Raw genomic sequence first — 26,848 nt, 5'->3', positions numbered from 1 at the left:
AACGGTGTTGCTGCTGGTAGTTTGGCCAGATGAAGTTCAACGCCAACAAATTCTTCGGGTTTCTCGGTCGGGTCCTCGACGGGTTCCTGAAATCCCAGGACGACGCCAAGGCAAAAAGCGGTGCGAAGCCCTCGCCCACTCGGACGAGAAACACCGGGTCGGGGACGAAAGTCGCACCCAAGCCCAAATCCCCCGCCGGAGCCAACAGGCACCAGGCATCCCGCCCGTCGCACACCGGGACCTCCGGCGTTTCCGGCTGGGAAGACGGCGGCTACCCCGGAGACTTCCACGGGGCAATCAAACCCGCCTACAACCCGGTTGCCAACGGCGAACAGGATCCGGGGGAAATCGTATGGGCCTGGGTCCCCTACGAAGAGGACTACAGCCAGGGCAAGGACCGCCCGATTCTGCTGGTGGGCCGCGATGGGAAGTACCTGTTGGCGCTCATGCTCACCTCGAAGGACCACAACAACGCCGGTCACAGCGACCGGGGCTACGTGGATATCGGAGCCGGCCCATGGGATAAGCAGGGACGCCCCAGCGAAATCAAGGTGGACCGCGTGATACGACTTAAGCCGTCGGGCATCAGGCGCGAGGGGGCCGTCTTGGAGAAGCGCCTCTTCTCGCGTGTCGCGGCCCGGATCGAGTCCTAGAAGCCGTCGGATTCCGGGGAAATGACTGGTTGAAGTGCCGTTTCCGGCGCCCAACGACTGTGGCGTTTGGAAAAACTTGACCCGCATCACGTCCGGGATTCGCCAAATGAATCGTGACATGGGTGCGAACCTGCTAGTATTACTTCTTGTGTGTCCGCGCAGGTCGACGGGCACTTCTCCCGGGTCGCCATAGGTATCCCCACGCCGCTCAGTCGATGGCCCGGAAGATATCCCTCACCGACCATATAAGCGATGAGCAAGAGAGTTTAATACAGTGGCAAATATCAAGTCCCAGAAGAAGCGCATTCTCACCAACGAGAAGGCACGCCAGCGTAACGCTGCAATCAAGTCCGAGCTGAAGACCGCAATCCGTGCAGTAAACACTGCCGTTGTGGCCGAGGACAAGACCGCAGCCGATACCGCTCTGGTAGCTGCAAGCCGCAAGATCGACAAGGCTGTCACCAAGGGTGTGCTGCACAAGAACAACGCAGCAAACCACAAGTCGGCCATCTCCAAGAAGGTTAACGCCCTCTAAGGATTGCTTCACTGCATTGACAAGGCCCCCTCCCTTTCGGGAGGGGGCCTTGTCGTTGTCCCCACCCCAGCAGGAAATGGACTCGACCGCCAGGGACGGGCCAGGGGACATACGGCTCCAATCCGAGGAATCTTTCCTGCGGCGTTCCCGGCCGGATGTAACACGCGGCCATTGATCGGAAGCTCGTGGGCAGCGTCCGTGGAGGCCACTGCACGGCTGCCCGCAGGGTCGGGGATCAGGCGTCGCGTGGCGATCCCCGCCAACGTTGCCGACCTCGGAGGGCTCCCGCGGCCCTGAGCCCTGGTGAACCAGGGCCCGATCGAGACTACCGCCGAGCGGCCAAGGCGATCTGCGTGACAGCACGTTCCACCGCGTACTCCGGGTCGCGCGAGGCGCCCTTCACCTGCGCGTCCGCCTCGGCGACAAGCCTGATGCAACGTGCAAGGTCGTGGGCGCTCCAGTAGCGTGCCTGCTCCTGGGCTTGCTGAACCTGCCACGGCGGCATACCCAGCTCGCTGGCGAGCTGGCCAGAGGACTTCCGGGCCCCCGCCACCTTGGCAACCTGGCGCAGCTTCATGGCGAGCGTCGCCACGATCGGGACCGGATCGGTGCCCGTGGCCAGCGCGTGACGCAGTGTGGACAGCGCGACATCGGCGCGACCCATCATTGCCGCGTCGGCAACCTTGAAGCCCGTGGCCTCGACCCGGCCACCGTAGTACTTGTCGACCACGTCCTGGTCCACGGCACCCGTGGTGTCCTGCAGCAGTTGCGAACATGCCGCTGCCAGTTCGGACAGGTCGCTGCCGAGGGCAGCAACCAGGGCACGGGCACCTTCGGAACTCAACCGCCGCTTGGCGGCCTTGAATTCCTGGGAGACGAAGTCGATCTTCTCCGCGTCCTTCTTCAGCGGCTGGCAGTCGACGAGCACGGCCCCTGCGGCCTTAAGCGCGTCGAGCAGCTTCTTTCCGCGCACTCCCCCGCTGTGGTGCAGCACAAGTGTGGTCTCGGGTGCCGGGGCCTTGGCATACGCGAGCGCGTCGAGCAGGAAATCCTCGTTCATGGCAGCCAGCTGGCGCACCTCGATGAGTTTGGTCTCGCTGAACAGGGAGGGGCTGGACGCCAGCAGCAGTTCGCCGCGCTCGTACGAGTTGGCATCGAAGCGCGTGAGCTCGACTTCGCCTCCGGCACGCAGTTCAGCCCGCACTTTTTCGAAGGAACGCGAGGCAAGCAGATCCTCGGGACCCAGCAGCAAGATGATGGGAGCCGGGGAGACGTCCCGCCAGGATATCCCGGCACTCTTAGATGTTCCTCGTGCCGCAGCCATGACCGAACCCTTACGTAGTGAATGGAGAACCCCATAAATACTATCCGCATTGCCGGCCCGGGGAATTTCCCGTTCCCGGTGCCCACGGGCTACTGCCCGGGGCTCAGCGATTCCAGCGACGCCACCTGGAGCCCGCCGTTCGCCCAGCCGATCACGAGCGTTCCGTGCTCGTCGGTGCGCAGGCCCGGAACACCACGCTCACGTAGGGCGGCCGTGATCCTCGGGCTGGGGTGCCCGTAGGTGTTCTCGCGACCCACGCTGATCAACGCCACCGCCGGACGCACCGCATCGATGATGTCCGTTCCGCCGTTGGCGGCACCGTGGTGCGCGATCTTCAGGATGTCGGCCTGCTGCACGTCGCCCGACGCAAGCAGCGCAGCCATGGGGGTTTCCTGCATATCCCCGGTTGCCAGCATCGAGACGCCCCTGGTGCTCCCCGGCACCTCGATCTCGACACGCACCACCAGCGAGGCGTCGTTCTCATCGAGAAGGACATCGCCGCGGTGCGGGGCAAGCACGCGCCAACTGAGGGTCCCGGCGCGTCCGGTGTCGCCGGCGGCCAGTTGCGTCCCCCGCAGTCCGTTGACGGCAGGCGGTTGCGCTGGGTCATCCAGTACCGAGTAGAAGAGCTCCCCCACCTGCCTGCCCTTTCCGGCGCCGGCGATCCCTCCGTCGTGGTCAGCATGCCGGTGGGTGATGAACAGGGCAGCGATCTTCCGGACTTCAAGCCGCCGCAGGCAGGCATCGATGTCCGGAGGCTCCCGCCCGGTGTCGATGACGACAGCCCCCGCCGGGCCGGCGTTCAGGACCAGGCCGTCCCCCTGGCCCACGTCGCAGGCGGCCACCAGCCAGGGGACGGCGGGTGCCGGAACCAGGGCCGTCACCGGAAGCGTCAGGCCCAGCAGCAGCCCGGCTGCCAGGCCCTGCAACCCCGAGGGGATTCGCGACCTCCAACTTCCCGTGCGTCCCGGTGCAAGCCCCACCGAGAGGAACACGGCGCCGAACAGCGCCCACGCCAGGACGATTCCGAGTATCCCCGCGGGCCACGGCCTGAGCGCACCGGGCAACCCGGCAACCCACAGCCCGGCCATCCCGACGGCGGTCGCCGGAAGCCCGGCGGCCCAGACCAGCAACGCACCCAGCGGCGCCCACAGCATGCCCGCCACGACACCCAGGGTTCCGGTGACGGTGATCCACGGAATCAGCGGCGCCACGAGCAGGTTTGCCGGCACCGAATACAGGGAGAACGTCGGGCTGAGGGCCACCAGCACGGGCAGGCAGGCAACCTGCGCCGCGACGGCGATGGCCGTTCCCTCGGCAAGGAACCGTGGCAGCCAGCGACCGAGCTTCGCGGCGAGCCTGCGCCCGACGAGCACGATGCCGGCGGTTGCGAGCACGGACAGCTGGAAGCCGGCTTCACCGGCCAGGTACGGGTCGACGGCCAGCAGGAGGACCACGGCGAGGCAGAGCGCGGAAAATGCGTTGCGGCCGCGGGAGGAATGCACGGAGCATGCGGCGATGGCACCCATCACGGCGGCGCGGAGCACGCTGGGCTCGTAGCCGACAAGCAGCACGAACCCGTACAAGGCCGCCAGCCCGGCCAGAAGCGTGGCTGCCCTCGGTAAGCCGGCGAGCCGGCACAGGGCGACGACGGCGCCAAGCACCATGGCGCAGTTCGCGCCGCTGACGGCGCCCAGGTGCGAAAGGCCCGCCGCCTTCATGGCCTCGGAGAGTTCCTCCCCCTGGCCCCCGCGGTCGCCGTAGACCATCGCGGGTAGCAGTGCACGGCCCGGTTCGGGCAGCGCCTGCGCCTGCTGACGGAAACCGCTGCGCATCTGCTCGGCCAGCCCTGGTGCGCGCTCGGCATCCAGGACCGTGAGCGGGGCGAGGGCCGTAAGCCGGAAGCCGTTGCGTTGCCCGGGAGGTGCCGAGGAGATGCGCGCCAGCACCTCCACCCGGGTCCCGCGTCCGGGCGTCGTGCCTTCGGGGGCGAACGCCCCGGCGAATCCCAGCAGCACGCGGGAGTCTGCGGCACTCCACGCGCCACCGACAAGCACCGACTCGACGTGGCCGTCGGCCTGGTGGCGGAGGGTTCCCTGGGCGCCCCCGGAGAACCTGTCGGCCACCAAGGTGGTCCGCGCCGAGCTTTCCACCTCCACGCGCACCCGCACGACGGACCCCTCGTCGGCGGCCCGGCGAAGGGCTTCGGGCGCCGTGGCGGACCCGCCAAGCAGGAGCTGGGCGAACACCAGGCCGGCGGCCGCGCAGAGCAGCGTCGGTGCAGCGAAGACCGGTGTGGTTTCGCCGCCGAAGCGCGCATGCCGGGGCCGCAGCAGCAACAACACGCCGAGCCCGGAGAGCCCGAGTGCCGCCAAGGCCGCCACCCCCTGCTGCGCTCCGGTCAGGCGGACCCCGCCCAGCGCGGCGCCCCACGCCCCGGCCAGGGCCCACAGGCCGCGCAGGTCGAGCCGGAGCCCTTCCACGTCCTCCGTTGCGTCCCCGGACACGGCGGCGTGGCGGTTCGCCAGACTCCGAAGCAGCGTGCCGGGCACATGGCGCCACCGCGGCACGCCCCGGGCGCGCCCGCTCACCTGAACTCGACCTTCGTACGCAGCGAGGCAAGCATCGCCGGTCCGATGCCGCTGACCGCGTCGAGCTCCGCCAGGTTCTTGAAGGGGCCGTTCGACTCCCGGAACTCGATGATGCGGCCGGCCAGCGCCGGCCCGATGCCGGGCAGTTCCTCGAGCTCGACGCCCGTGGCCTTGTTGATGTCCAGCAGGCCGCCGGCGCTCGCTCCCCCGCCGCTTCCGCCTGCGCTGTTTCCGCCGACCGGTGTCCGTGTGGCCGCGTCGCTGCGCTCGCCCCGGACGGGAATGCGCAACTGTGTCCCGTCGGCGATCTCCGCGGCCAGGTTCACGGACTCGGGTGCCGCGTCCTTGCGCAGGCCCCCGGCCCGTTTGACGGCATCAAGCGCCCGCGACCCCGGCCGCAACTCGTACACCCCCGGCTTCCTGACCGCGCCGATGACGTGGACGACGATGCCGGCCCCCGGGTCCGCGGCGCCGTCCGGAGGCGACGTGGGGGCGCCGGGTTCCTGCGCCCCTACCTTGCCTTCCGGGGTCCTGCCCTCCACGGCCTTGCCCCCGCCGGGTGTCTGGCCCGCGCCGGTGGACAGCGGCAGGGACTGGATCTGCTGCGGCCCGCCGGGCGGCGGGTTGAAGAGGATGGAGACCGAGATCCAGGCCAGCGCCCCGACCACCAGGACGACGACGGAGGAGCGGCCGACCAGCACGCGCAGTCGCCCCGGTGCCGGCGCAGGCTGCCGGACGGGTTCGGGCCCCTGTGCGCGATCGGCCCAATCGTGTCTGCCCATGCCACAAGTCCAACGCACAACCGCGACCCCGGGCCGGTCGCCGGCGCCGGGTGTGGAGAAGTGTTTCCGGCGGCACACAGGACCGGGGACCTGCCGGATTCCTGCTGTCGTTGACACGGCCCCCGCGCGGTCCTACCGTCGGTCGTGGAAGGCAGGAAACCGCACCGGGAGGGACGAGTGCAACGCCGCATGACATCGCATGAGCGGGTGGTGCTGTGGGTGGCTGTCCTCGCCTCCTTCGTCGCCTTCCTCGACGGGTCGATCGTCAACGTCGCACTACCGGCGATAGCCGCCGACCTCGGCGGCGGCCTGGTGCTGCAGCAATGGGTGCTCGACGGGTACCTGCTGACGCTCGGTTCGCTGATCCTCCTGGCGGGTTCCCTCTCCGATGCGCACGGCCGCGTGCGGGTGCTGCGGGCCGGCCTGCTGCTCTTCGGTGCGGCGTCCCTGCTGTGCGCCGCGGCACCGAACGGCCCGGTACTTGTTGCCGCGCGGTTGTTCCAGGGCGCGGCTGCGGCGCTGCTGGTTCCCGGTTCGCTGGCACTGATCACCGATTCCTTCGCGCCGGAACCCCGCGCCCGCGCCATCGGACTGTGGACGGGGTGGACCGGAACCGCGTTCATCCTGGGCCCGGTGCTCGGCGGGGTGCTGGTGGACACCATCGGCTGGCGCTGGGTCTTTGGCATCAACGTGGTGCCGATCGCCGCGACGATGCTGCTGCTGGGCCGGCTGCACGAGCCCGCGCGCACCTCACCCGCCACGCCCATCGACCTGGCGGGCGCCCTGCTGGCGGCGACCGGCCTGGCGGGCACCGTCTACGCGCTGGTCATGCAGGAAACCCTGGGCTGGGCCAGCTGGCTGGTCTGGCTGCCGTTCACGGCCGGGCTGGCAGCGCTGGCCGGCTTCATCCGATGGCAGGCACGCGCCGCACACCCCATGATGCCGCTGGGGCTGTTCGGGATCCGGAACTTCGGCGTCGGGAACCTGGCCACCGCCGCCATCTACGCCGGGCTGTCCCTGGGGTTGTTCATCATACCGATCTTCCTGCAGGAGGCCGCCGGCTACCCGGCGCTTGCCGCGGGCCTGGCGACGCTGCCGCTGACCATCCTGTCCCTGTGCTTCTCCGCGCTCTTCGGCACCCTCGCCGGGAAGCACGGGCCGCGCCTGTTCATGGGCCTCGGCCCGTTCCTGGGTGGGTCCGGCTTCCTGCTGATGCTCACTTCGCGGGAGCCGCTGGACTACTGGTGGCAGGTCCTGCCGGGGGTGCTGCTCTTCGGGCTGGGCCTGTCCGTGACAGTCGCCCCGCTCACCGCCGCGGTGCTCGGGGCCGTCCCGGCGGACCGCGCAGGGATCGGCTCGGCCATCAACAACGCCGTGGCGCGGGTGGCGGGGCTGCTCTCCGTGGCTGCCACGGGCACGATCGTCGGCGGGGTGCTTGACTATGCCGCGTTCCACAGGGTCCTGCTGGTCACGGCCCTGCTGTTGTGGGCCGGGGCGGCGGTTTCCGCGATCGGCATCCGGAACCCCGGCGAACCCGGCCCACGCGTGGCACCGGAGGCCTCGGCGGCCTGCCACGACCGCAACATCAACGGAGGGCCCAAGCCCTGAGGGCACCGCTCCGGCCACTGGCCGGCCTGCCTATCGTTCCGGCCCGCCTATCGTTCCGGTCCGGCCGGTGGTTCCCGGTGCTGTTCGTTTCCGGGCTCGTTTCCGGCTTCGGCGCCGGCGCGTGGCCGCTGGTCGCGGCGCGCGGAGGAGGGGCGGGATTTGCCGTCGGCAGGTCCCGGCGGCCAGGGCGCGTTCCCGCCGCCGATGGCCACGGCCAGCACCCCGGCCCCCGTGTGGGCGCCGAGCACCGCCGGGACCGGCACAGCAAGCACCTCGAAGCGCGTGGCCCCGGCGAGTTCGTGCACGATCTCCTCGGCGGCGGCCTCGTTGCCGAAGTAGTGCACGGCCAGGCGCGCCTCGGGGCCGCGGGCCTCTGCCTCCCGGCGGGCTATGGCCACCAGCCGTGCCACGGTGCGCGACTGCGTGCGCACCTTTTCGTGGGCGACGATGTGGCCGTCGCTCACGCCCAGGATCGGCTTGACGTTCAACAGGGTGCCCAGCATGGAGGCAACGGTGCCGATCCGCCCGCCGCGGCGCAGCTGCTCCAGGGAGGGTACCGCAAAGAAGACGTGGTTTTCCGCGGCGCGGCCGGCGAGCTGCGCCAGCTCCGGGGCCCCGGCGCCGGCTGCCGCGGCCTCCACGGCAGCCATGACGGCGAACCCCTGGGCCAGGGCGACGGTCAGCGAGTCGACGACGGTGACGGGCACCGGGGACTGGGCAGCGGCCAGCCGGGCGGCATCGACGGTTCCGGAGAGGGCCCCGGAGAGGTGGATGGAGACGATGTGCCTGACCCCGGCGTCGGCAAGTTCGCGGTAGGCGCGCAGCAACTGCCCGGGAGCCGGGCGCGAGGTGCGCACGGACTTGCCCATGGCCAGGCCCAGGGCGAGCTCGTGCGGGACGTCGTCGGTCCCCTCGGAGTAGATCTGGTGGTCGATCATCACCGGCATGGGCACCACCCGCAGGTAGCGCCCATGCCGGGCGACCCATGGTTCGGGCAGCGCCGCGGCAGAGTCGGTGACGATCCCGACGGGGACGGATCCGCGCCCTGGCGCGCCCTCGGGTCCGGGGCGGTCGAGGCGCTGGCGCAGCCTGCCCACCCAACCGCCGGTGCGGGTGTGCCGCGGCGGTCGGGCGGGCAGCTGGTCGGGATCCATAGGGTTAGGTTACAGCCCCTGACTAGGAGGCGGGAACCACGTTCACCAGCTTCGGCGCACGCACGATCACCTTGTTGATGGCCGCGCCGTCCAGGTACCGGATGACCTGCTCGTTGGCCAGGGCCAGCGCCTCGAGCTCCTCGGCGGTGATGTCCACGGGCACCTCCAGGCGGGCGCGGACCTTGCCCTTGATCTGCACCACGGCGGTGACGCTGTCCTCGACCAGCAGCGACTCGTCGACGGCCGGCCATCCGGCGTTGGCGACGGCCGGCTCGTGGCCCAGGGCCGCCCACATGTCCTCGGCCGTGTACGGGGCGAAGAGCGAGAGGATGATCGCGGTGGCCTCGGCGGCCTCGCGGACTGCGGGGTCGCCGGCGCCGGCGCCGGAGTCGATGGTCTTGCGGGTCGCGTTGACCAGCTCCATGGCCTTGGCGATGACGACGTTGAACTTGCCGCCCTCGAGCAGTGCCGTGGCTTCGTGCACCGTCTTGTGGGTGACGTGGCGCAGCGCCTTGTCACCCGTTGCGGCGTCGGCACCCGGTGCGCTGGTGACGTCCTGGGCCACGCGCCAGGCGCGGGCCAGGAACTTCTGCGAGCCGCCCGGGGACACGTCGGCCCAGTCCACGTCGTCTTCCGGCGGGGAGGCGAAGATCATGGTCAGGCGCACGGCGTCCACGCCGAACTTGTCCAGCTGCTCGCCCAGGTCCACGCCGTTGCCCAGCGACTTGCTCATGGCCTTGCCGCCGTTGAGCACCTGGCCCTGGTTCAGCAGCGCGGCGAACGGCTCGGTGACGTCGATCAGGCCCAGGTCGAAGATGACCTTGGTGAAGAAGCGCGAGTAGAGCAGGTGCAGGATCGCGTGCTCCACGCCGCCGACGTACTGGCCGACCGGCATCCAGTTGCGCACGGCCTCCGGGTCGAACGGTCCCTCGGTGTACTTCGGGGAGACGAAGCGCAGGAAGTACCAGGAGGAGTCCACGAAGGTGTCCATGGTGTCGGTGTCGCGCTTGGCTGCGGCGCCGCACGTGGGGCAGGAAACATTGACCCAGTCGCTGGCGGCCGCCAGCGGGCTGGTGCCCTTGGGGGCCAGGTCCTCGCCGCGCAGGTCATCCGGCAGGCGGACCGGCAGCTGGTCGTCGGGAACTGGGACCTCGCCGCAGTGCTCGCAGTGGATGATCGGGATCGGGGTGCCCCAGAAGCGCTGGCGGGACAGCAGCCAGTCGCGCAGGCGGAAGTTCACGAACTTCTCGCCGGTGCCGGCAGCCTCGACGATCTCGATGGCGCGGGCGATGCCCTCGGCCTTCGGCAGGCCGTCAAGCTCGCCGGAGTTCACGAGGGTTCCCCCGCCGGCCGCGGCAACGCCGGTCTCCGCCGGGTCCTCGGCGCCGGTCTCAACGACCACGCGCACCGGCAGGCCGAAGGCACGGGCGAAGTCGAGGTCGCGCTGGTCGTGCGCGGGCACGGCCATGATGGCGCCGGTGCCGTACTCGGCCAGCACGTAGTCCGCGGCCCAAACCGGCAGCTTCTCCCCGTTGAGCGGGTTGATGGCGTAGCGGCCGGTGAAGACACCGGTCTTTTCGCGCTCGGTGGCCTGGCGTTCGATCTCGCTTAGCGCCTTGACCTGCTCCTGGTAGGCCTCGAGGGCCTCGCGGTGCTCCTCGGTGACGAGCTCGTTGGCCAGCTCCGCATCGGCGGCGATGACGAAGAACGTGGCGCCGTGCAGGGTGTCCGGGCGGGTGGTGAAGACCGTGGTCTTGTGCGCTTCCTGCGCGTCGGTCGCCTCGATGACGAAGTCCACGTGGGCGCCCTCGGAGCGGCCGATCCAGTTCTTCTGCATGGCCAGCACGCGCTCGGGCCAGTGGCCCTTGAGGTCTTCCATGTCATCGAGCAGGCGGTCCGCGTAGTCGGTGATCTTGAAGTACCACTGGTTCAGCGACTTCTTGGTCACCTGGGTGCCGCAACGCTCGCAGGCGCCGTTGACGACCTGCTCGTTGGCCAGCACCGTCTGGTCCTTCGGGCACCAGTTCACCGGGTGGTTCTTGCGGTAGGCAAGGCCCTTTTCGTAGAAGCGGGTGAACAGCCACTGGGTCCAGCGGTAGTACTCCGGATCCGAGGTGTGCAGGCGGCGGTCCCAGTCGGCGGAAATCGCGTAGCGCTTGAAGCTGGCCGCCTGGGTGTCGATGTTGGCATAGGTCCACTCGGCGGGGTGGGCGTTGCGCTTGATGGCGGCGTTCTCGGCCGGCAGGCCGAAGGAGTCCCAGCCGATCGGGTGCATGACGTCGAAGCCGCGCTGGCGCCAGTAGCGCGAGACGACGTCGCCCATGGCGAAGGCCTCGGCGTGGCCCATGTGCAGGTCGCCGGAGGGGTACGGGAACATGTCCAACACGTAGCGGCGTTCGGCGCTGCCGTCGTCCTTCGGGGTGAAGACACCTAGGTCGTCCCACACCGGGGCCCACTTGGCTTCCATCTCCTGGAAGTTGTAGGCCGCTGCGGTGGACTCGTTGTCCGCGGTTTCTGTGCCGGTGGGCTGGGTGCTCACTATCGTGTTTCGCCTTCTCGTAATCGTGCGCGTATGTTGGAACGTTCCCGGTGGCCGGGCCGCCTGTGCGCCGGGGAGAAAGACCCCGTGACACACAAAAGCCCCTTGCATGCAAGGGGCGGCCGCATGGGGGTGAAAACCATGCGGCTAGGTTAGCAGGAGCTCAACGTTCATGTTCTGCATTCTACCCCAAGGCCCGGGCATTGCCCCACTTCATCGCGGGGGTCAACGCCCGGGCACCGGATACCGGTCCGGGGGTGCGGTTGCGGGCAGTCCTAGCGGACGTCCTCGTCAACCCAGTCGAACGTGCGGGTGACGGCCTTCTGCCACAGGCGCATCTGGCGTTCGCGCTCGGCGTCGTCCATGTTCGGCTCCCAGCGCTTGTCCTCGGACCAGTTGGACCGCAGCTCGCCGAGGTCGTTCCAGAATCCGACGGCCAGGCCCGCGGCGTAGGCAGCGCCCAGTGCCGTGGTCTCGGTGACCTTCGGGCGGATGACCGGGACGCCGAGCAGGTCCGCCTGGAACTGCATCAGCTGGTCGTTGGCGACCATGCCGCCGTCGACCTTCAGCTCGGTCAGCGGGACGCCGGAGTCGGCGTTGACGGCATCGAGCACCTCGCGGGTCTGGAACGCTGTGGATTCCAGGGCGGCGCGGGCGATGTGGTTCTTGTTCGCGTACCGGGTCAGACCGACGATTGCGCCGCGGGCGTCGGAGCGCCAGTACGGGGCAAAGAGGCCGGAGAACGCCGGGACGATGTACACGCCGCCGTTGTCCTCGACGCTTGCGGCAAGCTGTTCGATCTCCGGGGCGGTGGAGATCATGCCGATGTTGTCGCGCAGCCACTGCACCAGAGATCCCGCCACGGCGATCGAGCCCTCGAGCGCGTAGACCGGTGCCGCGTCGCCGAGCTTGTAGCCCAGCGTGGTCAGCAGCCCGTTCTTGGAGCGCACGATCTCCTCGCCGGTGTTGAAGATCAGGAAGCAGCCGGTGCCGTAGGTGTTCTTCGCCTCGCCGGCGTTGAACGCGGCCTGGCCGAAGGTCGCTGCCTGCTGGTCGCCGAGGATGCCCGAGATCGGGACCTCGCGCAGCAGCTGCGAGGAGTGCACCTGGCCGTAGACCTCGGAGGAGGACTTGATGGCCGGGAGCATGCTGCGCGGCACGCCGAAGTCGGCGAGGATCGCGTCGTCCCAGGCCAGCGTCTCCAGGTCCATGAACATGGTACGCGAGGCGTTGGTGACATCGGTGATGTGCACGCCGCCGTCGGTGCCGCCGGTCAGGTTCCAGGTGACCCAGGTGTCGGTGTTGCCGAAGAGCAGGTCGCCGGCTTCCGCGGCCTCGCGTGCGCCGTCGACGTGGTCGAGGATCCACTTGACCTTGGTGCCGGAGAAGTACGGTGCCAGCGGCAGGCCCACGCGCTCCTTGTAGCGTTCGACGCCGCCGTCGGCGGCGAGCTCCTCGACGATGTACTGGGTGCGGGTGTCCTGCCAGACGATGGCGTTGTAGACCGGGACGCCGGTGTTCTTGTTCCAGACCACCGTGGTTTCGCGCTGGTTGGTGATGCCGACGGCCGCGATGTCGTGGCGGGTGAGGTTCCCGGCGGCCAGGGCCACCGCGATGACCTCCCGCACGTTGTCCCAGATCTCGGTGGCGTCGTGCTCGACCCAGCCGGCCTGCGGGAAGATCTGCTCGTGTTCCATCTGGCCGGTGGAAACGATGCTGCCTGCGTGGTCGAAGACGATGGCGCGGGAGCTGGTGGTGCCCTGGTCAATGGCGATGACGTACTTGGACATGCTGTGGGGGTCCTTTCGGTGGTTGGCCCGCATGGCGGGCCCTGTGGTGGGTGCCGGGCCTGGGGACGTCCTCGTTCTTGGCCCGGCGAAGGTGGTGCCGTGGGGGCGCTGCTCCGGCGCGGTGCCGGTGGCGGGGTGCCGGAGCAGCGGGGTGTTTCTGCCGGTCGTGTCCGGCTTTAGTACAGTGCTGCCGCGCCCAGGCCGCCGATGAGGCCGCCGATCAGCGGACCGACCACCGGTACCCAGGAGTAGGACCAGTCGCTGCCGCCCTTGCCCTTGATCGGGAGCAGTGCGTGAACGATGCGCGGACCGAGGTCACGGGCAGGGTTGATGGCGTACCCGGTCGGGCCGCCGAGCGAGGCGCCAATGCCGACGACAAGCAGTGCAACGGCCAGAGGGCCAAGGCCGTGGGGCGTCTTGCCCAGTCCGGCAATGACGAACACCAGGACGAAGGTGCCGATGATCTCGGTGACGAGGTTCCAGCCGTAGTTGCGGATGGCGGGACCCGTGGAGAACACGGCCAGCTTCAGCGAGGCATCTTCCTCGGCATCGAAGTGCTGCTTGTAGGTCAAGTAGCAGAGGACCGCGCCCAACATTGCGCCGATCATCTGTGCCCCGAAGTAGGCCATTGCGTTGACTACGGTCTTGTCGACGCCCGGAGCGAACTCCGCGATGTCTCCGTTGACCCAAAGTCCGACGGTCACGGCCGGGTTGAGGTGGGCTCCGGAAGCGGCGGCAACCCAAACGCCGGCGAATACGGCAAGGCCCCAACCGAAGTTGATCATCAACGTGCCGCCACCCAGGCCCTTGGACTTGGCAAGGAGCACGTTGGCGACGACACCTCCGCCCATCAGGAGCAAAAGCATGGTGCCGAGCATCTCGGCGGTAAAGATGTGCATTGTCATGGGTTCAGCCTCTTTCGTGTGTGAGTGAAATGCGTACAGCGAACTACATACAACAACTTTCCGGTGACGCGGACTCCCCCAAGGGCCAGGCTGCGTCATGGAATACGCCACCTACCGCCATGAGATTAATCACAGTGCATTTTGGGCACACTTTACCCACGTCTGAAAACGTGGGTAAAGGGGTAGGTGGAAACTAAAAGGGCAGGTGAGGTACGGGTGACGGGCGCCTAGGCGCCTGCGGGGGCAAAGCGCACCCCGTGTTCCTGTTCCAGCACCCGCGTGCATTCGGCGACCTGGGCATCGACTTCGGCGGAGTCCCAGCCGAGTGCCGGTGCGAGGATCCCGGCGCAAGCGGCCATGAGATCCGGGGTGACCAGGCCGCGGAAGGCCAGGGAGGTGCGGCGGATGAAGAGGTCGACGAGGGTGCCGATCTGCTCGTGGTCGGCCAGGTATCCCAACTCAGCCGCCGAAAGTTCGGAGCATTCGACCAACACGGGATCGTTCGGGCCGATGGCATCGAGCACGGTGTCCGCGCGGCTGCCGTAACGTTCGAGCAGGACCTCGAGGCGCTCTCGGGGTGCCCGCTCGCTACGTGCGGCCAGCCAGGCGTTCTTTTCCTGTGAGCTCTTGGGGTAGTTCTTGCCGCCGCCGATGGCCAGGCCGCGAGTGCTGCGCACCTCGCTGACACCGAGTTCCGCGAGGACCTTGCCGCCGAGGTTTTCGGCCAAGGCGCGGAACGTGGTCCATTTGCCGCCGACCAGCGACAGCATGACCGAGCTGTCCTGGAGCTCCGTGCGCTCGACGCGGTAATCGCGGGAGACGAAGCCTGGGGCCGTATCGTCGTGGCGCGGCAGCGGGCGGACGCCGGAGAACTTGTAGACGATCTCGTTCTCCGTGACGCGGATGCGCGGGAAGACGTGGTGGACCAGGTCGAAGAAGTACTGGACCTCGGCGTCGGTGCAGCGCGCCGGGACGCTCATGTCGGCATCGATGTCGGTGGTCCCCACCAACACGCGGTCACCCATCGGGTAGATCAGCACGATGCGGCCATCGCTGTGCTCGAAGAAGATCTCGCGGCCGCCGGTTGCCGCAAGGAGCTCGGGGTGGTCAAGGACGATGTGGCTGCCCTTGGTGCCGCCCATGAACGTGCTGGGGCTGCCGATGGACTGGTTGGTCAGGTCGACCCAGGCGCCGGTAGCGTTCACGATGACCTGTGCGTCGAAATCGAATTCCTCGCCTGTCAGCTCGTCGCGCAGGCGCGCGCCCTGGGCGCCGTGGCCCACGAGCGATACGTAGTTGCTGGCACGTGCATTGGGGTTGGCGTGCAGGCCGTCGCGCAGCACGTCGAGGGTGAGTCGCTCGGGGTTGTGCACCGAGGCATCGAAGTAGGTTGCCGTGTACTTCACGTCGTCGCGCAGCTGCGGCAGCTCGGCCAGCGAGGCCTTGGCCCCGCGGAACTTGTGCCACGGGGTGTTGCGCTTGGAGGCCCCGGCCCCGGCAAACAGGTCGTAGAGCACCAGGCCGGCCTTGATCAGCACCGCACCGCGCTCGGTGGGCTTGCCGCTGCGGTGTGTCAGGAAGCGGATGGGGGCAGAGAGGATGCCGGAGAACGTGGAGAAGATCGGGATCGTCGTCTGCAGCGGCTTGACGTAGTGCGGGGCGATTTCCAGCAGCGAATTGCGTTCCTGCACGGATTCGTGGACCAGGCGGAACTCGCCGTTCTCGAGATAGCGGATGCCGCCGTGGATCATGTGCGAGGAAGCGCCGGAGGCTCCCTGGCAGTAGTCTCCCCGTTCGACAAGGGCGACGTCGACGCCCTGCATGGCGAGGTAGCGGAACGTGGCGACACCGTTGATGCCCCCACCCACTATCAGGACCTTGGCTCCCGGGCGTTCGCGCAGGGCGGCGAGTTGTGAACGATGTGGGGTTGCGGCTTCCACTGTGAGGCCCTTCCATGGTGCTGTACTGCTTGGCTCAAACTACATAGAACCCGGGAACAAGGAGGTTCACACCCCGGGATTCCACTCTTGCACCGAAACCGAACGAGCAACAGAGCAGAGCCTCCCCGGATGATTGCCAGCGGGCTCTGGGAGCCGCATTGCACCGGATACGAGCTAGTCTGGTCAGTGCAGAACCATCCCGTCAACCCCAATGCACATATGTGCACGAAAGGCCGTTTCAGCCGATGAAACAGCACCTAACCAGTGACTTTCCGCCCTTGCCGGGTGCACAAAACGTGCACGGGAAGCAACAGGCCCAGCACCCGGGGCCGACAGTGCCCCGGGAACGCGATGCCCTGCGCGCCGCCCAGCTCTACTACCTGCAGCACTTGACCATGGAGTCGATCGCCCGCGAGCTCGGCGTCTCCCGTTCCACCGTCTCCCGGTTGCTTGGCATGGCCCGGCGCACCGGACTGGTGAACATCGAGATCAACGCCACCGGTGACCGAACGCCTGTGCTGGTGCGTGAACTCGAGCGTGCCTACGGGCTCCAGGTGTTCGTGGTACCGACCGACGGATCGCTGAGCGACAGCGAGGTCCTGGAGCGCGTCTCCTCGCACGCCGCCCACGTGCTGAGCACCCTGATCTCCTCAGGCATGACGGTGGGGGTGGCGTGGGGTTCCACGGTGCAGGCGCTGTCCACGTCGCTGACCCGCAAGCCGACCCACGACACCGTGATTGTCCAGCTCAACGGGGCGGCCAACCCGCAGACCACGGGCCTGACCTACGCATCCGACATCCTGCAGCGCTTCGGCGCGGCCTTCACCGCACGCGTGGAGCAGTTCCCCGTCCCGGCCTTCTTCGACCGGGCATCGACCCGCGAGGCAATGTGGCGCGAGGGGTCGGTGCAGCGCGTGCTGAAGATCCAGCGCAACATGACCCTGGCTGTCTTCAGCCTGGGCGCCACTGCGGCAGCCGTGCCATCGCAGGTCTACCGGGGCGGCTACCTGACCCACGAAGAGGACCGGGCCTTGCGCGAACGGGGCGTGGTGGGCGATGTCGCCACGATGTTCTTCGATGCCAACGGCAGCGACGAAGGCATCGAAATCAATGAGCGCGCCACAGGGCCGAGCCTGCAAACATTGCGCGAGGTGCCGCGGCGGCTCTGCGTCGTCTCCGGACGCGGCAAACTCCCGGCTTTGCGCGGGGCACTTGCCGGTGGCCTGGTCACAGACCTGGTCCTCGACGAAGGTACAGCGCTGGAACTGCTGAACTCCCCCGGTCCGCAGGGCACCTAAACGCGCGTCATGCCCGGCAGGCGGCCACCACCAGGCATGACGCGCGTTTCCGGACCCCCGGGGCGGGCCCGGAAACGGCGGTGCCGGTTTGGGTACGCAGAATCCATGTGCGCCCAAACCGGCACCGTGGTTCCGGCCTGGCGGCCGGCCTTGCTGTTGTTGAAGGGAAGCCTACTGGCCTGCGCCGGCGGCCCCGTCCACACCGGCAGGATTGCTCGGCTCCGCCGCCCCTTGGTCCGAGCCGACTTCCGGCGCTGGGGTTTCTGCCGGTCCCGGGTCCGTGGCCGGGGTTGGGTCGATTTCGGGAGCGGGTGCCGTGGGCGCGGTTTCGCTGGCTCCGCCCGTTCCCTGCCCTGCGTCCTGGGAATCTCCGGTCGCCTCGTCACCCGAGGTTCCTTCCTCATCCCGGGTGCCGTTTCCCGTTCCGGCGTTGTCACTGCGTTGCCTCGTCTGCTCCGAGGACTCATCCGCGGGCCCTGTCGGTTTCTCGGCGTTGTCTTCCGAGGATTTCTCCCCCGTGAGCACCCGCCCCAGGGTCGTGGACTTCTGCTTGCTCGCCGTGGACTCGATACCCGTTGTCGATGAGACCAAGCTGGAGATCGGCTGCTGGGTACCGAACTCGACGGCGGTGATGCCAATCATCGCGATGGCGAACGCGCCTGCACTAACCGACCCGATCTTGATCCAGGCCTTGGGAGTGAGCTTCCTTCGAGTGCGTGCCTGCTTGGGATCGGTAGCTTCGGCGGCCTTGTACGAAGCGCTGGCATCCACTGCGTCGCCCGAATTGGTTGCACCGGAATCGGTGCGCCCTGCAGTGGTTCCGGGCCGATTCCGGCCGGGAATCCTCACCTTTGCCACGTCGGCTGCGGATTTGAGGGTGCGGGAATACAGGGCGCCACCCACCGTTGCGACGACGGACCCGAGGGCGGCGCCCAGCAACGTCCCGGCAACCCCGAGAAACGAACCCACCAGTGCCGCCGTTACGGCCGCCATGGCAGAGCCGATGGTCTGGGTTCCGCTGAGTCCCAACATTGGTTTTGGCTTGTCGCCGGTAGAAGAATTGTCAGCCATGTTCACACGTGTTTCAGTCAGGGAATGTTACGAATGGGTAACGCTACCAGCCGATCCTACAAGCCAGCCCGGACACGAAGTGGACTGTGAGTCGATTCACGCCCCCGGAAATTCACGCATTTTCATCCAGCCAGGTGACCATTGGATACCCAGTTCACGAACCGCCGGCCGCAGCTTGAGTCCGGCGCTTCTTTTGGCACTCGTCAGGTGGCAACGATGGAGTTGCCCCATTTTCTCCTCCAGATGTATTTAATTGATCGCATGTCCGAGCTAGACCTTCACCCTCAGACCTGGCGCCATCCTCGTCATTTTCACGCACCTCACCCCAACGCTGCGCTGGGGATGCCGGCCCCACCAATTCAGGGGTGGTGGACGGAGATTTGCCAGGTGTTCCCCACGTAGCACCCTGTCAGTGTTCAGGGGGGGTATCCCAAGGGAGCCAGCCGTCATGGCCCCCGGCCCGCCCGTGGAGGATCCTCGGGCGGGTGACAGGGAAACCGGGCGGAACGCCAACGTCCTCAGTGTCGGACACCTTGGCGTCGGCAGGGAACCCCGGATGCCGCATGCCTGGAGACCGACCTTGCCGCTAGGCTTGGAAACATGCCAGCCGAAGTATTCAGCCCACAGCGCCCCAGCCTGCACAGCGTCCTCGAGGTGCACGGATCCCAAGTCCACTGCTGGACCTACCCGGCGCGGGAAACCAGCCGAGGGGTGATCCTCGCGGTTCACGGCTTCCGGGGTGACCACCACGGGCTCGTCCGGATGATTGAAGAGCTGCCCGAATACACCGTGGTTGTCCCGGACTTGCCGGGCTTCGGTGTTTCCACGCCTTTCACTGCAGAGCCGGGCAGGAAGGCGCCCACGCACGATGTCGCCGGCTACGCCCAAGTCATCCACGCGCTGCGCGGGGACCTGGACCTCGGCCCCGAAACAATCCTCCTGGGCCACTCGTTCGGCAGCATCGTCGCCTCGGCATACCTGGCGAGGCACCCGGATGCGTTCTCCCGGCTGGTGCTCATCAATCCGATCTGCGAGCCCGCGCTCGAGGGCGACCAGGCATTCATGTCCCGTGTTGCCTCCCTGTACTATCGGGCCGGGGCCGCGTTGCCGGCGAAACTCGGTGAAGGGTTGCTTCGCTCGCGTTTGATCACCGATGTGACAAGCCTGGCGATGCTGAAGTCCAAGGACCCGTCGATGCGTGCCTACGTCTTTGACCAGCACCGCCGCTACTTCTCCGGATTCACCTCGCGGACGACATTGCGCGAAGCGTATGCGGCTTCGATCACCGAGACGGTGCGCGACTATGCAGCGCGCATCCAGCAACCCACGTTGCTGGTGGTCGGCGAGCAGGACGAACTGGGGTCCGTCCCGGGGCAAAAGGCCCTGGCTCGCAGCTTCCCGCGTGGCTACATGCGGGTGATTCCCGGGGTTGGACACCTGGTCCACTACGAAAAGGCCCCCGAGGCGGGAAGCTTGATCAACGACTTCCTCGCGTCGCAGCACCCCTACGTTCCCAAGCCCGTGCCGCGCGTGCTTCACGGGAGCAACCCGGCCGCGTAGCACACCGCGCCCGGCCCCCTCGATCCCGCAAGGGGGCCGGGGTCGGCTGAGGCTAGAGGATCCCGTCGGGGTCCACCCGAATCGCGAGGATCGGCTCCTTCGCAGCGCTGAAACTCGCCCGCAGGCTCCGCAGCTTCCTGGTGACCTTCGACCCCAAGGCATAGGGGTAGAAGAGCAGCCAGCGATGTTCGCCCTCTTCCTCCAGCACCGGCCCGTGCAGTCGCACGTCTTCCCCTAAACCCAGGGCCGCCACGAACTTGTCGGCGGTCGCCGCCGGGCCCTTGACCAGGGCCGTGCGCACGGCCGGGGGCAGGCCCAGCGCACGGCGCTCCCCCAATTCGGCGTCCGCGTAGGCCCCTGCGTCGAACCGGACCAAGGCGCGCATCGGCTCGCTGGGTTCCCCGGCCACCACCACCGTTCCCCCGCCGGGCTGGCCCGGCGCCCCCTGGTGGCCCCGGGCCAGCTGCGCGGCACCCATCCACCGGTTGAGCACCTCCTCGCCGGTGCGCAGTCCCTCGCGGGCCATCATCCTGTCCCCGTCCAGCAGCAGGACCGCCGCGTAGCCGTGCTCGGCCACGGGTTCGGCGCCGGGTGTTGCGACGATCAGCGCCGGGGCGTCGGGTACATGGTGCAGCGGCTTGGCGCCGGTGGCCGCCACCACGTTGACGTTGGGGAAGGCACGCCCGAGTTCTTCCACTGTCCGGTCTGCGCCGATGCTTGCCGCACGCAGCCGCATGAAGCCGCACTCGGAGCATGACCAGCCCGCGGCGACCTGCCCGCACCAGCCGCAGGAGGGTGAAGCGTGGGAGTCGCCCAAGGCCAGCGGGCCGGTGCACGTGGTGCAGCGCGCCGATGTCCTGCAGCGTTCGCAGCGCAGGGCCGGCATGAAGCCGGTGCGCGCTACCTGTACCAGTACCGGGCCCCGCTCCAGCGCCAGCTTGGCCTCGCGCCAGGCCGCGGCCGGCAGACGGGCAGCGTGCAGCAGCGGATCGCGGTTCTGCTCGAACTCGTCGGAGGCGGCAATCACGCGCGGCGCGTGTGCTCGCAGCAGTGCGCGGTTTGCCCGCAATTCCACGGCCCAGTTGCTGCGGACCAGGCGCTGGGCCTCTGCGCTGCGTCCGGGGGCGGCGACGAGCAGGGCCGCCTTCTCGATCTCGCTGCGCAGCAGGAGCACTTCGCGGGCGTGGTGGTAAGGGGCCCGCGGTTCGGCATGCGAGGTGTCCGCGTCGTCCCACAAGATAGCCAGGCCCAGGTCCTTCACCGGGGCGAAGGCCGCGTTGCGTGTACCGACCACCAGGGTGGCCTCGCCGCGGGCCACCCGCAGGAAGCTCCTGTAGCGCGGGGTCTGCCCGTCCTCGGCGCTGAGCCGCACGTAGTTTCCAGCACCCAGGCGTTCGTCGAGCAGCGCGCACAGACGGGCCAGGTCCCGGGCGTCGGGCACCACGATCAGCGCGCCGCGCCCCGACTCCTTGGCGGCAAGCGCTGCCTCCAGCAGCAGGGCGGGCCAGTGCCCCGGGCGGTTGGGCACGGCGCTGAGCACCGCGCGCGGGGATTCGCCCGCGGCGAGCCCCGCCGCAAATTCCACCCCGCCCTCGTACTCGGCGAGCAGCGGACTGTGCAGGGTCCCGTACGCGCGACGGGTTTCGGCGTGTTGCCCGGCGACACGCCGTCCTCCGGCATCGGCGAGGGCCTCCCGGATGTCGTCTTCGGGTGGCTTTTGCCCGGGCCCGCTTTCAGCGGTCTCCCCGTTTTCCGGTTCGCCGTCCTCCCGGGTCTGCGCCGCAGCGGCCCGGGGTTCCTTCTCCACCCGCGCCATGCGTGGGGGAACCGCCGAGCGCAGGACGTCCCACAATGTCCCTGCGTAGCGTTCGGCCACGGCGCGCGCCGTGGCAAGGACCGGCGGGCTGAGCACCACCTCGGGTGAGACCACCGCCCCGAGGGGCTGCAGCTTCACACCGGCCTCGCCGTGTTCCAGCCGTTCGGCCAGGAACCCGGCGAGTTCCTGGCCGCCGAATCGCACCTTGACCCGGACTCCGGGTTGCGCCGCCTCGTCGAGTTCCGCGGGGACCAGGTAGTCGAAGGGGCGGTCGAGGTGCGGCAGCGCGGAGTCGATGATCACCCGGGCCACGGGCAGGTGGCCAGCGGTCCGCGGCGTTCCCGGCAGCTGGGAGCCCAGGTCGAAGCCGGCCAGCAGCGATGGCTGAAGTGGTTCGTTCACGGTGCCGGCGCGTTCCCTTCGGCTCGTCCTGTGTAAATCTGTGTCATCGGTGTAATTGGCGTGCGCATCAATCCGGGCCGGGCACGCGTGCCGCCCCGCCGCGAGCCGACGCCCACCAGCATTCTGGCACGGCATGCCGCCACTTGGGCAAACGGCGCGGCGAAGCCCGCCTGCCGGCCGGGCCAACAGCGAGGCCCCCGCGGCGCCGCCCGGTGGGCTGGCGGCACGGGGGCCGGCGTCTGTGCAAGCGCCGGGGCGCCCGCGCAGCGGGGTTCGGGGGGCTCTATGCGCCGAAGTACGCCTTGAGCGCATCCACGCGGTCCAGGGCTTCCCAGGTGAACGCGGCTTCCTCGCGGCCGAAGTGGCCGTGGGCGGCGGTCTTCTGGTAGATCGGGCGCTTCAGGTCCAGGTCCTCGATGATGCCCAGCGGACGCAGGTCGAAGACCTCGTTGATCGCCGCGGTGATCTTCGCCGGGTCCACGTTCTCGGTGCCGAAGGTCTCCACGTAGAGGCCCACCGGACGCGCCACGCCGATCGCGTAGGCGACCTGGACCTCGACGCGGCGCGCCAGGCCTGCTGCCACGACGTTCTTCGCGACCCAGCGCATGGCGTAGGCGGCGGAGCGGTCGACCTTCGAGGGGTCCTTGCCGGAGAAGGCGCCGCCACCGTGGCGGGCGAATCCGCCGTAGGTGTCGACGATGATCTTGCGGCCGGTCAGGCCGGCATCGCCCACGGGGCCGCCAATGATGAAGGGGCCCGACGGGTTCAGGATGATGCGGGTGTTGGAGGTGTCAAGCGGCGCGTTTGCCAGCACCGGGTTCACCACGTGCTCCAGCAGGCCTTCCTTGAGGTCCTCCAGGGAGAACTCGGCGGCGTGCTGGGAGGAGACCACGACGGTCTCGACGGACACCGGGACGTCCCCGTCGTAGCCGACCGTGACCTGGGTCTTGCCGTCGGGGCGCAGCAGGTCCAAGAGGCCGGACTTGCGTACGTCGGTGAGCCGCTCGGAGAGGCGGTGGGCCAGGTGGATCGGGGTGGGCATGAGCGTCTCGGTCTCGTTCGACGCGTAGCCGAACATCAGGCCCTGGTCGCCGGCACCCTGTGCGTCGCGTGGGTCGACGGCGGTGCCCTCGCGGACCTCGAGGGAGTTGAAGACGCCGTCGGAAATCTCCTGGGACTGCTGGCCGATCGACACCGACACGCCGCAGCGCGCGCCGTCGAACCCGTTGGCCGAGGAATCGTAGCCGATGTCCAGGATGGTGCGGCGCACGATCTCCGGGATCTCGACGTAGCCGTCGGTCGTCACCTCGCCGGCCACGTGCACCAATCCGGTGGTGGTCAGGGTCTCCACGGCAACGCGGGAGTTGGGGTCCTGTGCCAGCATGGCGTCGAGGATGGCGTCGGAGATCTGGTCACAGATCTTGTCCGGGTGGCCCTCCGTAACCGATTCGGAGGTGAAGAGGCGCAGCTGCGGGGTTTCTAAAGTCACCCAGCTACTCTACCGTCAAGTTGGCGTCCGGTCAGATTCCTGCGTCCTGCCCGTGAACCGCTTGTGACGCACCGGCAGCGTCGGTGTGACGCCGCGTGACGAACGATGACGGCGTGCGCCGGAGGTGCTTGGACCTACCCTGCTTGGACACCCAGTGCCGTGGCGACCGCCTGGATGACCGCGGTCGCGACGGCGTCCTTGGAACCCGCGGCATGGATGGGCTCGGCACCACGTGCGGAGAGGATCGTGACGGAGTTCTCATCGGTGCCGAAGGTGAGGTTCTCCCCCACCTCGTTGACCACCAGCAGCTCGCAGCCCTTGCGGGCCAGCTTCGCGGCGCCGTATTCCAGCACGCTGTGCTCGGCGTCCCCGGTTTCCGCCGCGAAGCCAACCACCAGGTCCGGCAACTCGGTGGCGGGGCCCTGCGCCGCCCGGTCCGCGACAAGTTCGGCGAGGATGTCGGGGTTGCGCACCAGGGTGATGACGGGATCCGCGTGCTCATCGGACTTCTTGATCTTGGCGCCCACGTATTCGGCGGGGCGGAAGTCGGCGACGGCTGCGCTCATGATCAGCACGTCGGCGCCGCGCGCTGCCTCGTTCACCGCGGCCTGCAACTGCCGCGCCGTGGAAGCGGTGCTCAGCTCGACGCCCGCGGGCGCCGGCTGGTCCAGGTGTGCCGCCACGAATCGGACGCTCGCGCCCGCGGCCATCGCGGCCTTGGCCAGCGCGATGCCCTGGCGCCCTGAGGAACGGTTGCCCAGGTAGCGCACCGGGTCAAGCGGTTCGCGGGTGCCTCCGGCGGAGATCGCCACGATCCTGCCCGCCAGCGGCTTGTCCCCCGCCGGGGAATCGACATCTGCCAAGTAGGGCCGCAGCAGCGCGTAGATGTCCTCGGGTTCGGGAAGCCGCCCGGGGCCGGAGTCCTTGCCGGTGAGCCTGCCGACCGCCGGGTCGATGACGTGGACGCCGCGCGCACGCAGCGTCGCGACGTTGGCGACTGTCGCGGGGTGCTCCCACATCTCGGTGTGCATCGCCGGGGCCATCACCACGGGCGCCCCGGTGGCCAGCAGCGTGCCGGTGAGCAGGTCGTTGGCCATCCCCGCGGCGGCACGCGCCAGCACGTCGGCCGTGGCGGGGACGATGACCACGAGGTCCGCCTGCTGGCCGAGCCGCACGTGGTTGACGGTGTCGACGGCCTCGAACACCCCGGTGCGCACGGGGTTGCCGCTGAGCGCCTCCCAGGTAGCGATGCCCACGAACTGCAGGGAGGACTCGGTGGGTATCACATCCACGTGGTGGCCGGCCTCCTTAAACAGCCGTAGCAGCAAAGCTGCCTTGTAGGCGGCGATCCCTGCGGATACACCAAGAACAATGCGCTTCACTGCTACCACCGATACTCTCGTTCGGAGCCGGCCGCTTCCGGGCCCAGGCTCCCTGTGTTCAAAAAAGCCTGGGAGACCCGGGTAATTACTCTGCTGCTTCTTCGATCTTCGAGACGTTGAGCATGCCCTCGTTGATTTCGCGCAGTGCGATCGACAGCGGCTTCTCGTTGAGGCGGGTGTCGACCAGCGGGCCGACGTACTCGAAGAGGCCCTCGTGCAGCTGCGCGTAGTAGGCGTTGATCTGGCGTGCGCGCTTGGCGGAGTTGATCACCAGGGCGTACTTCGAATCGGTGGTGGTCAGCAGCGAGTCGATGGACGGGCTGATGATGCCTTCAAGGTTCGTGGTCAACGAAGCCTCCAAATAACTAGTCGGTGGGTCAATCGGGGTGCGAGCGGGGTTTGCGCGCCGCGAAGGCGCGCAAGGATCCCACCGGCAAAAAAGCTTTAGTGCTCGTGCGGGGTCAAACCCATGTGGGTAACCAGCTCGTTGGCCGCCCGCGAAATCTCGTCATTGACGATGGTCACGTCAAATTCGGATTCGGCAGCGAGTTCCAGTTTAGCGGTTTCCAGCCGTCGCTGCTGCTCTTCCGGCGATTCGGTGCCGCGCCCGATGAGCCGGCGGACCAATTCGTCCCAGCTTGGCGGGGCCAGGAACACGAATTTCGCCTCGGGCAGGTTCTCCTTGACCTGCCGTGCACCCTGGAGGTCGATCTCCAGCAGCACGTGCTTGCCTGCGGCTACGGCCTCTTCCACTTTGGTGCGGATCGTGCCGTAGCTGTTCTGCCCGTGCACGACCGCCCATTCCAGCATTTCCCCGTCCTTGACCAGTTCCGCAAACTTTTCCGGTCCGACGAAGAAGTAGTGCACACCATCCGTCTCACCCGGGCGCGGGTCGCGCGTGGTTGCGGAGACCGAGAGCCATACCTCCGGGTAGTTGTCTCGAATGTAGGTCGAGATCGTCCCCTTGCCAACGGCCGTGGGGCCGGCAAGTACTGTGACCGAAGGATGGGCACTAAGCGTCATGGTGTGCTTCATTACTCTTTCGTTTTGGGAGGCGATTGCTGGAAATGTTCCACCAATGCGATGCGCTGTTTGCGCCCCAGTCCGCGCAAGCGCCGGCTGGGTGAGATCCCTAGTCTATCGATAAGGGTGTGGGCCCGGATTTCCCCGACCCCGGGCACCGACTCCAGGAGGTCCATCACGCGCAGACGCCCGATGGCCTCGTCGTCCGGAACAAGATCCAGTACCTCGGTGATGCTGAGCTTTCCGGCGCCGAATTGGTTCTTGATGTCGGCCCGACGTGTGCGCGCTGCAAGCGCCTTCGCCCGTGCCCGAATACGATCCTCGTCCGAGAGTTCTCGCAATACCATGCTCTTGCCGCCATTCCATCTGTAGGGTTCAGCACTAGGGCTTTGCGCCCTGAACCGAAGATAGCCAAACTTGGTGCCCGATGCAATGGGTATTTGCGCGGTGGCTACCACGAATGCAAGAAGGCGTCAAAACCTTGAATTGCACGCCATTTCTGGCGATGCGGCTGTAAGCAAGATCATGCCGTTCGTGTCGATTGCGCGCCCACCTGCGCGAACGCGGAATTCTCGTGAAAACCAGGGGAATGCGTGCCCGATGAAGGGAAAGTCCCGGAAATTCGCGTCCCTCGGGCGTGTCGGCCGCTGGATCCGCAATTGCCGATTTTGTCGCGAAAGTCCCAGTCGGCGCACGGTTTATGCCTTCCCGTGAGCAACATCGCACCGAAACCTCCGGCGGGCCGGGGTCTGGCAAATTGCTGTAGGAATCCGGAGGACACGCGTCATGTTGGCTCGACGCTGTCCGCGAGTGAGCGATTTCACGGGGAAACCTCCCTCCCGGGGGCACTTCGCCCGGCACATCGGGGTCCGCAAGACCCCCTGGCCCCGACTCCGCTTGGCAACAGCACGGTTCCTGGTGGTGGTTCCTTAAGGCGGACGTGGGGGGGGGGGGGTGGGGGGGGGGGGGGGGGGGGGCCCCCCCCC

Annotated in this window: 20 protein-coding genes; 5 read left to right on the top strand and 15 right to left on the bottom strand. The window is 68.1% G+C overall.

The window, feature by feature from the left end:
* Window positions 1-29: 29 nt before the first annotated feature.
* Both ACSYDW_RS18255 and rpsT read left to right on the top strand, forming a co-directional pair.
* On the top strand, window positions 30-653 hold the full coding sequence (locus tag ACSYDW_RS18255; protein WP_438340159.1) for a type II toxin-antitoxin system PemK/MazF family toxin: 624 nt from the start codon (window positions 30-32) through the stop codon (window positions 651-653).
* A 274-nt stretch (window positions 654-927) separates the two neighbouring features.
* Window positions 928-1,188 carry a 30S ribosomal protein S20 gene (gene rpsT / locus ACSYDW_RS18250; protein WP_438340158.1) on the top strand — a complete coding sequence of 87 codons (261 nt, stop codon included), beginning with the start codon at window positions 928-930 and terminating at the stop codon, window positions 1,186-1,188.
* A gap of 325 nt (window positions 1,189-1,513) precedes the next feature.
* On the opposite strand, the gene holA is transcribed toward rpsT, so the two are convergent.
* From holA to ACSYDW_RS18235, 3 genes are all read right to left on the bottom strand, one after another.
* Complete coding sequence (holA, locus tag ACSYDW_RS18245; RefSeq protein ID WP_438340157.1) at window positions 1,514-2,512, bottom strand: DNA polymerase III subunit delta; 999 nt, start codon at window positions 2,510-2,512, stop codon at window positions 1,514-1,516.
* A gap of 89 nt (window positions 2,513-2,601) precedes the next feature.
* Window positions 2,602-5,103, bottom strand: a complete 2,502-nt coding sequence (locus ACSYDW_RS18240) for a ComEC/Rec2 family competence protein (protein WP_438340156.1) — start codon at window positions 5,101-5,103, stop codon at window positions 2,602-2,604.
* Complete coding sequence (locus tag ACSYDW_RS18235; protein ID WP_438340155.1) at window positions 5,100-5,885, bottom strand: helix-hairpin-helix domain-containing protein; 786 nt, start codon at window positions 5,883-5,885, stop codon at window positions 5,100-5,102. Before ACSYDW_RS18235 ends, ACSYDW_RS18240 begins: the two co-directional genes overlap by 4 nt.
* Window positions 5,886-6,074: 189 nt before the next feature.
* On the opposite strand from ACSYDW_RS18235, the gene ACSYDW_RS18230 reads away from it, so the two are divergent.
* Entirely contained in the window at window positions 6,075-7,493 is a 1,419-nt protein-coding gene (locus tag ACSYDW_RS18230) for an MFS transporter (protein WP_438340154.1), read from the top strand.
* A gap of 47 nt (window positions 7,494-7,540) precedes the next feature.
* On the opposite strand, the gene ACSYDW_RS18225 is transcribed toward ACSYDW_RS18230, so the two are convergent.
* The 5 genes from ACSYDW_RS18225 to ACSYDW_RS18205 form a co-directional block, all read right to left on the bottom strand.
* Window positions 7,541-8,647: a DegV family protein gene (locus ACSYDW_RS18225; protein ID WP_438340153.1), complete on the bottom strand. Its 1,107-nt coding sequence runs from the start codon at window positions 8,645-8,647 to the stop codon at window positions 7,541-7,543.
* Between the two features lie 22 nt (window positions 8,648-8,669).
* Complete coding sequence (leuS, locus tag ACSYDW_RS18220; protein WP_438340152.1) at window positions 8,670-11,186, bottom strand: leucine--tRNA ligase; 2,517 nt, start codon at window positions 11,184-11,186, stop codon at window positions 8,670-8,672.
* 275 nt (window positions 11,187-11,461) lie between these two features.
* Window positions 11,462-12,976, bottom strand: coding sequence for a glycerol kinase GlpK (glpK, locus tag ACSYDW_RS18215; RefSeq protein ID WP_438340151.1), 1,515 nt, complete (start codon window positions 12,974-12,976; stop codon window positions 11,462-11,464).
* A gap of 176 nt (window positions 12,977-13,152) precedes the next feature.
* Window positions 13,153-13,881, bottom strand: a complete 729-nt coding sequence (locus tag ACSYDW_RS18210; protein WP_438340150.1) for an MIP/aquaporin family protein — start codon at window positions 13,879-13,881, stop codon at window positions 13,153-13,155.
* 227 nt (window positions 13,882-14,108) lie between these two features.
* On the bottom strand, window positions 14,109-15,821 hold the full coding sequence (locus tag ACSYDW_RS18205; RefSeq protein ID WP_438340149.1) for a glycerol-3-phosphate dehydrogenase/oxidase: 1,713 nt from the start codon (window positions 15,819-15,821) through the stop codon (window positions 14,109-14,111).
* A 335-nt stretch (window positions 15,822-16,156) separates the two neighbouring features.
* Between ACSYDW_RS18205 and ACSYDW_RS18200 the strand changes: the two genes are divergently transcribed.
* On the top strand, window positions 16,157-17,119 hold the full coding sequence (locus ACSYDW_RS18200; protein WP_438340189.1) for a sugar-binding transcriptional regulator: 963 nt from the start codon (window positions 16,157-16,159) through the stop codon (window positions 17,117-17,119).
* Between the two features lie 171 nt (window positions 17,120-17,290).
* On the opposite strand, the gene ACSYDW_RS18195 is transcribed toward ACSYDW_RS18200, so the two are convergent.
* A complete protein-coding gene (locus ACSYDW_RS18195; RefSeq protein ID WP_438340148.1) occupies window positions 17,291-18,190 on the bottom strand; it encodes a hypothetical protein in 900 nt (299 codons plus the stop codon).
* A gap of 600 nt (window positions 18,191-18,790) precedes the next feature.
* Here ACSYDW_RS18195 and ACSYDW_RS18190 point away from each other — a divergent pair.
* Entirely contained in the window at window positions 18,791-19,750 is a 960-nt protein-coding gene (locus ACSYDW_RS18190) for an alpha/beta fold hydrolase (RefSeq protein WP_438340147.1), read from the top strand.
* Between the two features lie 52 nt (window positions 19,751-19,802).
* On the opposite strand, the gene ACSYDW_RS18185 is transcribed toward ACSYDW_RS18190, so the two are convergent.
* From ACSYDW_RS18185 to mihF, 6 genes are all read right to left on the bottom strand, one after another.
* Window positions 19,803-21,968 carry a primosomal protein N' family DNA-binding protein gene (locus ACSYDW_RS18185; RefSeq protein ID WP_438340146.1) on the bottom strand — a complete coding sequence of 722 codons (2,166 nt, stop codon included), beginning with the start codon at window positions 21,966-21,968 and terminating at the stop codon, window positions 19,803-19,805.
* A 283-nt stretch (window positions 21,969-22,251) separates the two neighbouring features.
* A complete protein-coding gene (metK, locus tag ACSYDW_RS18180; protein ID WP_438340145.1) occupies window positions 22,252-23,457 on the bottom strand; it encodes a methionine adenosyltransferase in 1,206 nt (401 codons plus the stop codon).
* Between the two features lie 134 nt (window positions 23,458-23,591).
* A complete protein-coding gene (coaBC, locus tag ACSYDW_RS18175) occupies window positions 23,592-24,839 on the bottom strand; it encodes a bifunctional phosphopantothenoylcysteine decarboxylase/phosphopantothenate--cysteine ligase CoaBC (RefSeq protein ID WP_438340144.1) in 1,248 nt (415 codons plus the stop codon).
* An 85-nt stretch (window positions 24,840-24,924) separates the two neighbouring features.
* The gene (gene rpoZ, locus ACSYDW_RS18170; RefSeq protein WP_438340143.1) at window positions 24,925-25,188 is read right to left on the bottom strand and encodes a DNA-directed RNA polymerase subunit omega; all 264 of its coding nucleotides are present in this window, start codon (window positions 25,186-25,188) and stop codon (window positions 24,925-24,927) included.
* Window positions 25,189-25,283: 95 nt separating this feature from the next.
* Window positions 25,284-25,874, bottom strand: a complete 591-nt coding sequence (gene gmk, locus ACSYDW_RS18165) for a guanylate kinase (protein ID WP_438340142.1) — start codon at window positions 25,872-25,874, stop codon at window positions 25,284-25,286.
* Entirely contained in the window at window positions 25,874-26,209 is a 336-nt protein-coding gene (gene mihF, locus ACSYDW_RS18160; protein ID WP_209997048.1) for an integration host factor, actinobacterial type, read from the bottom strand. Before mihF ends, gmk begins: the two co-directional genes overlap by 1 nt.
* Between the last annotated feature and the right edge of the window lie 639 nt (window positions 26,210-26,848).

It is taken from the genome of Paeniglutamicibacter selenitireducens (assembly GCF_051550675.1).
Lineage (GTDB): Bacteria > Actinomycetota > Actinomycetes > Actinomycetales > Micrococcaceae > Paeniglutamicibacter.
This window is presented reverse-complemented; position numbering and strand designations above follow the sequence as displayed.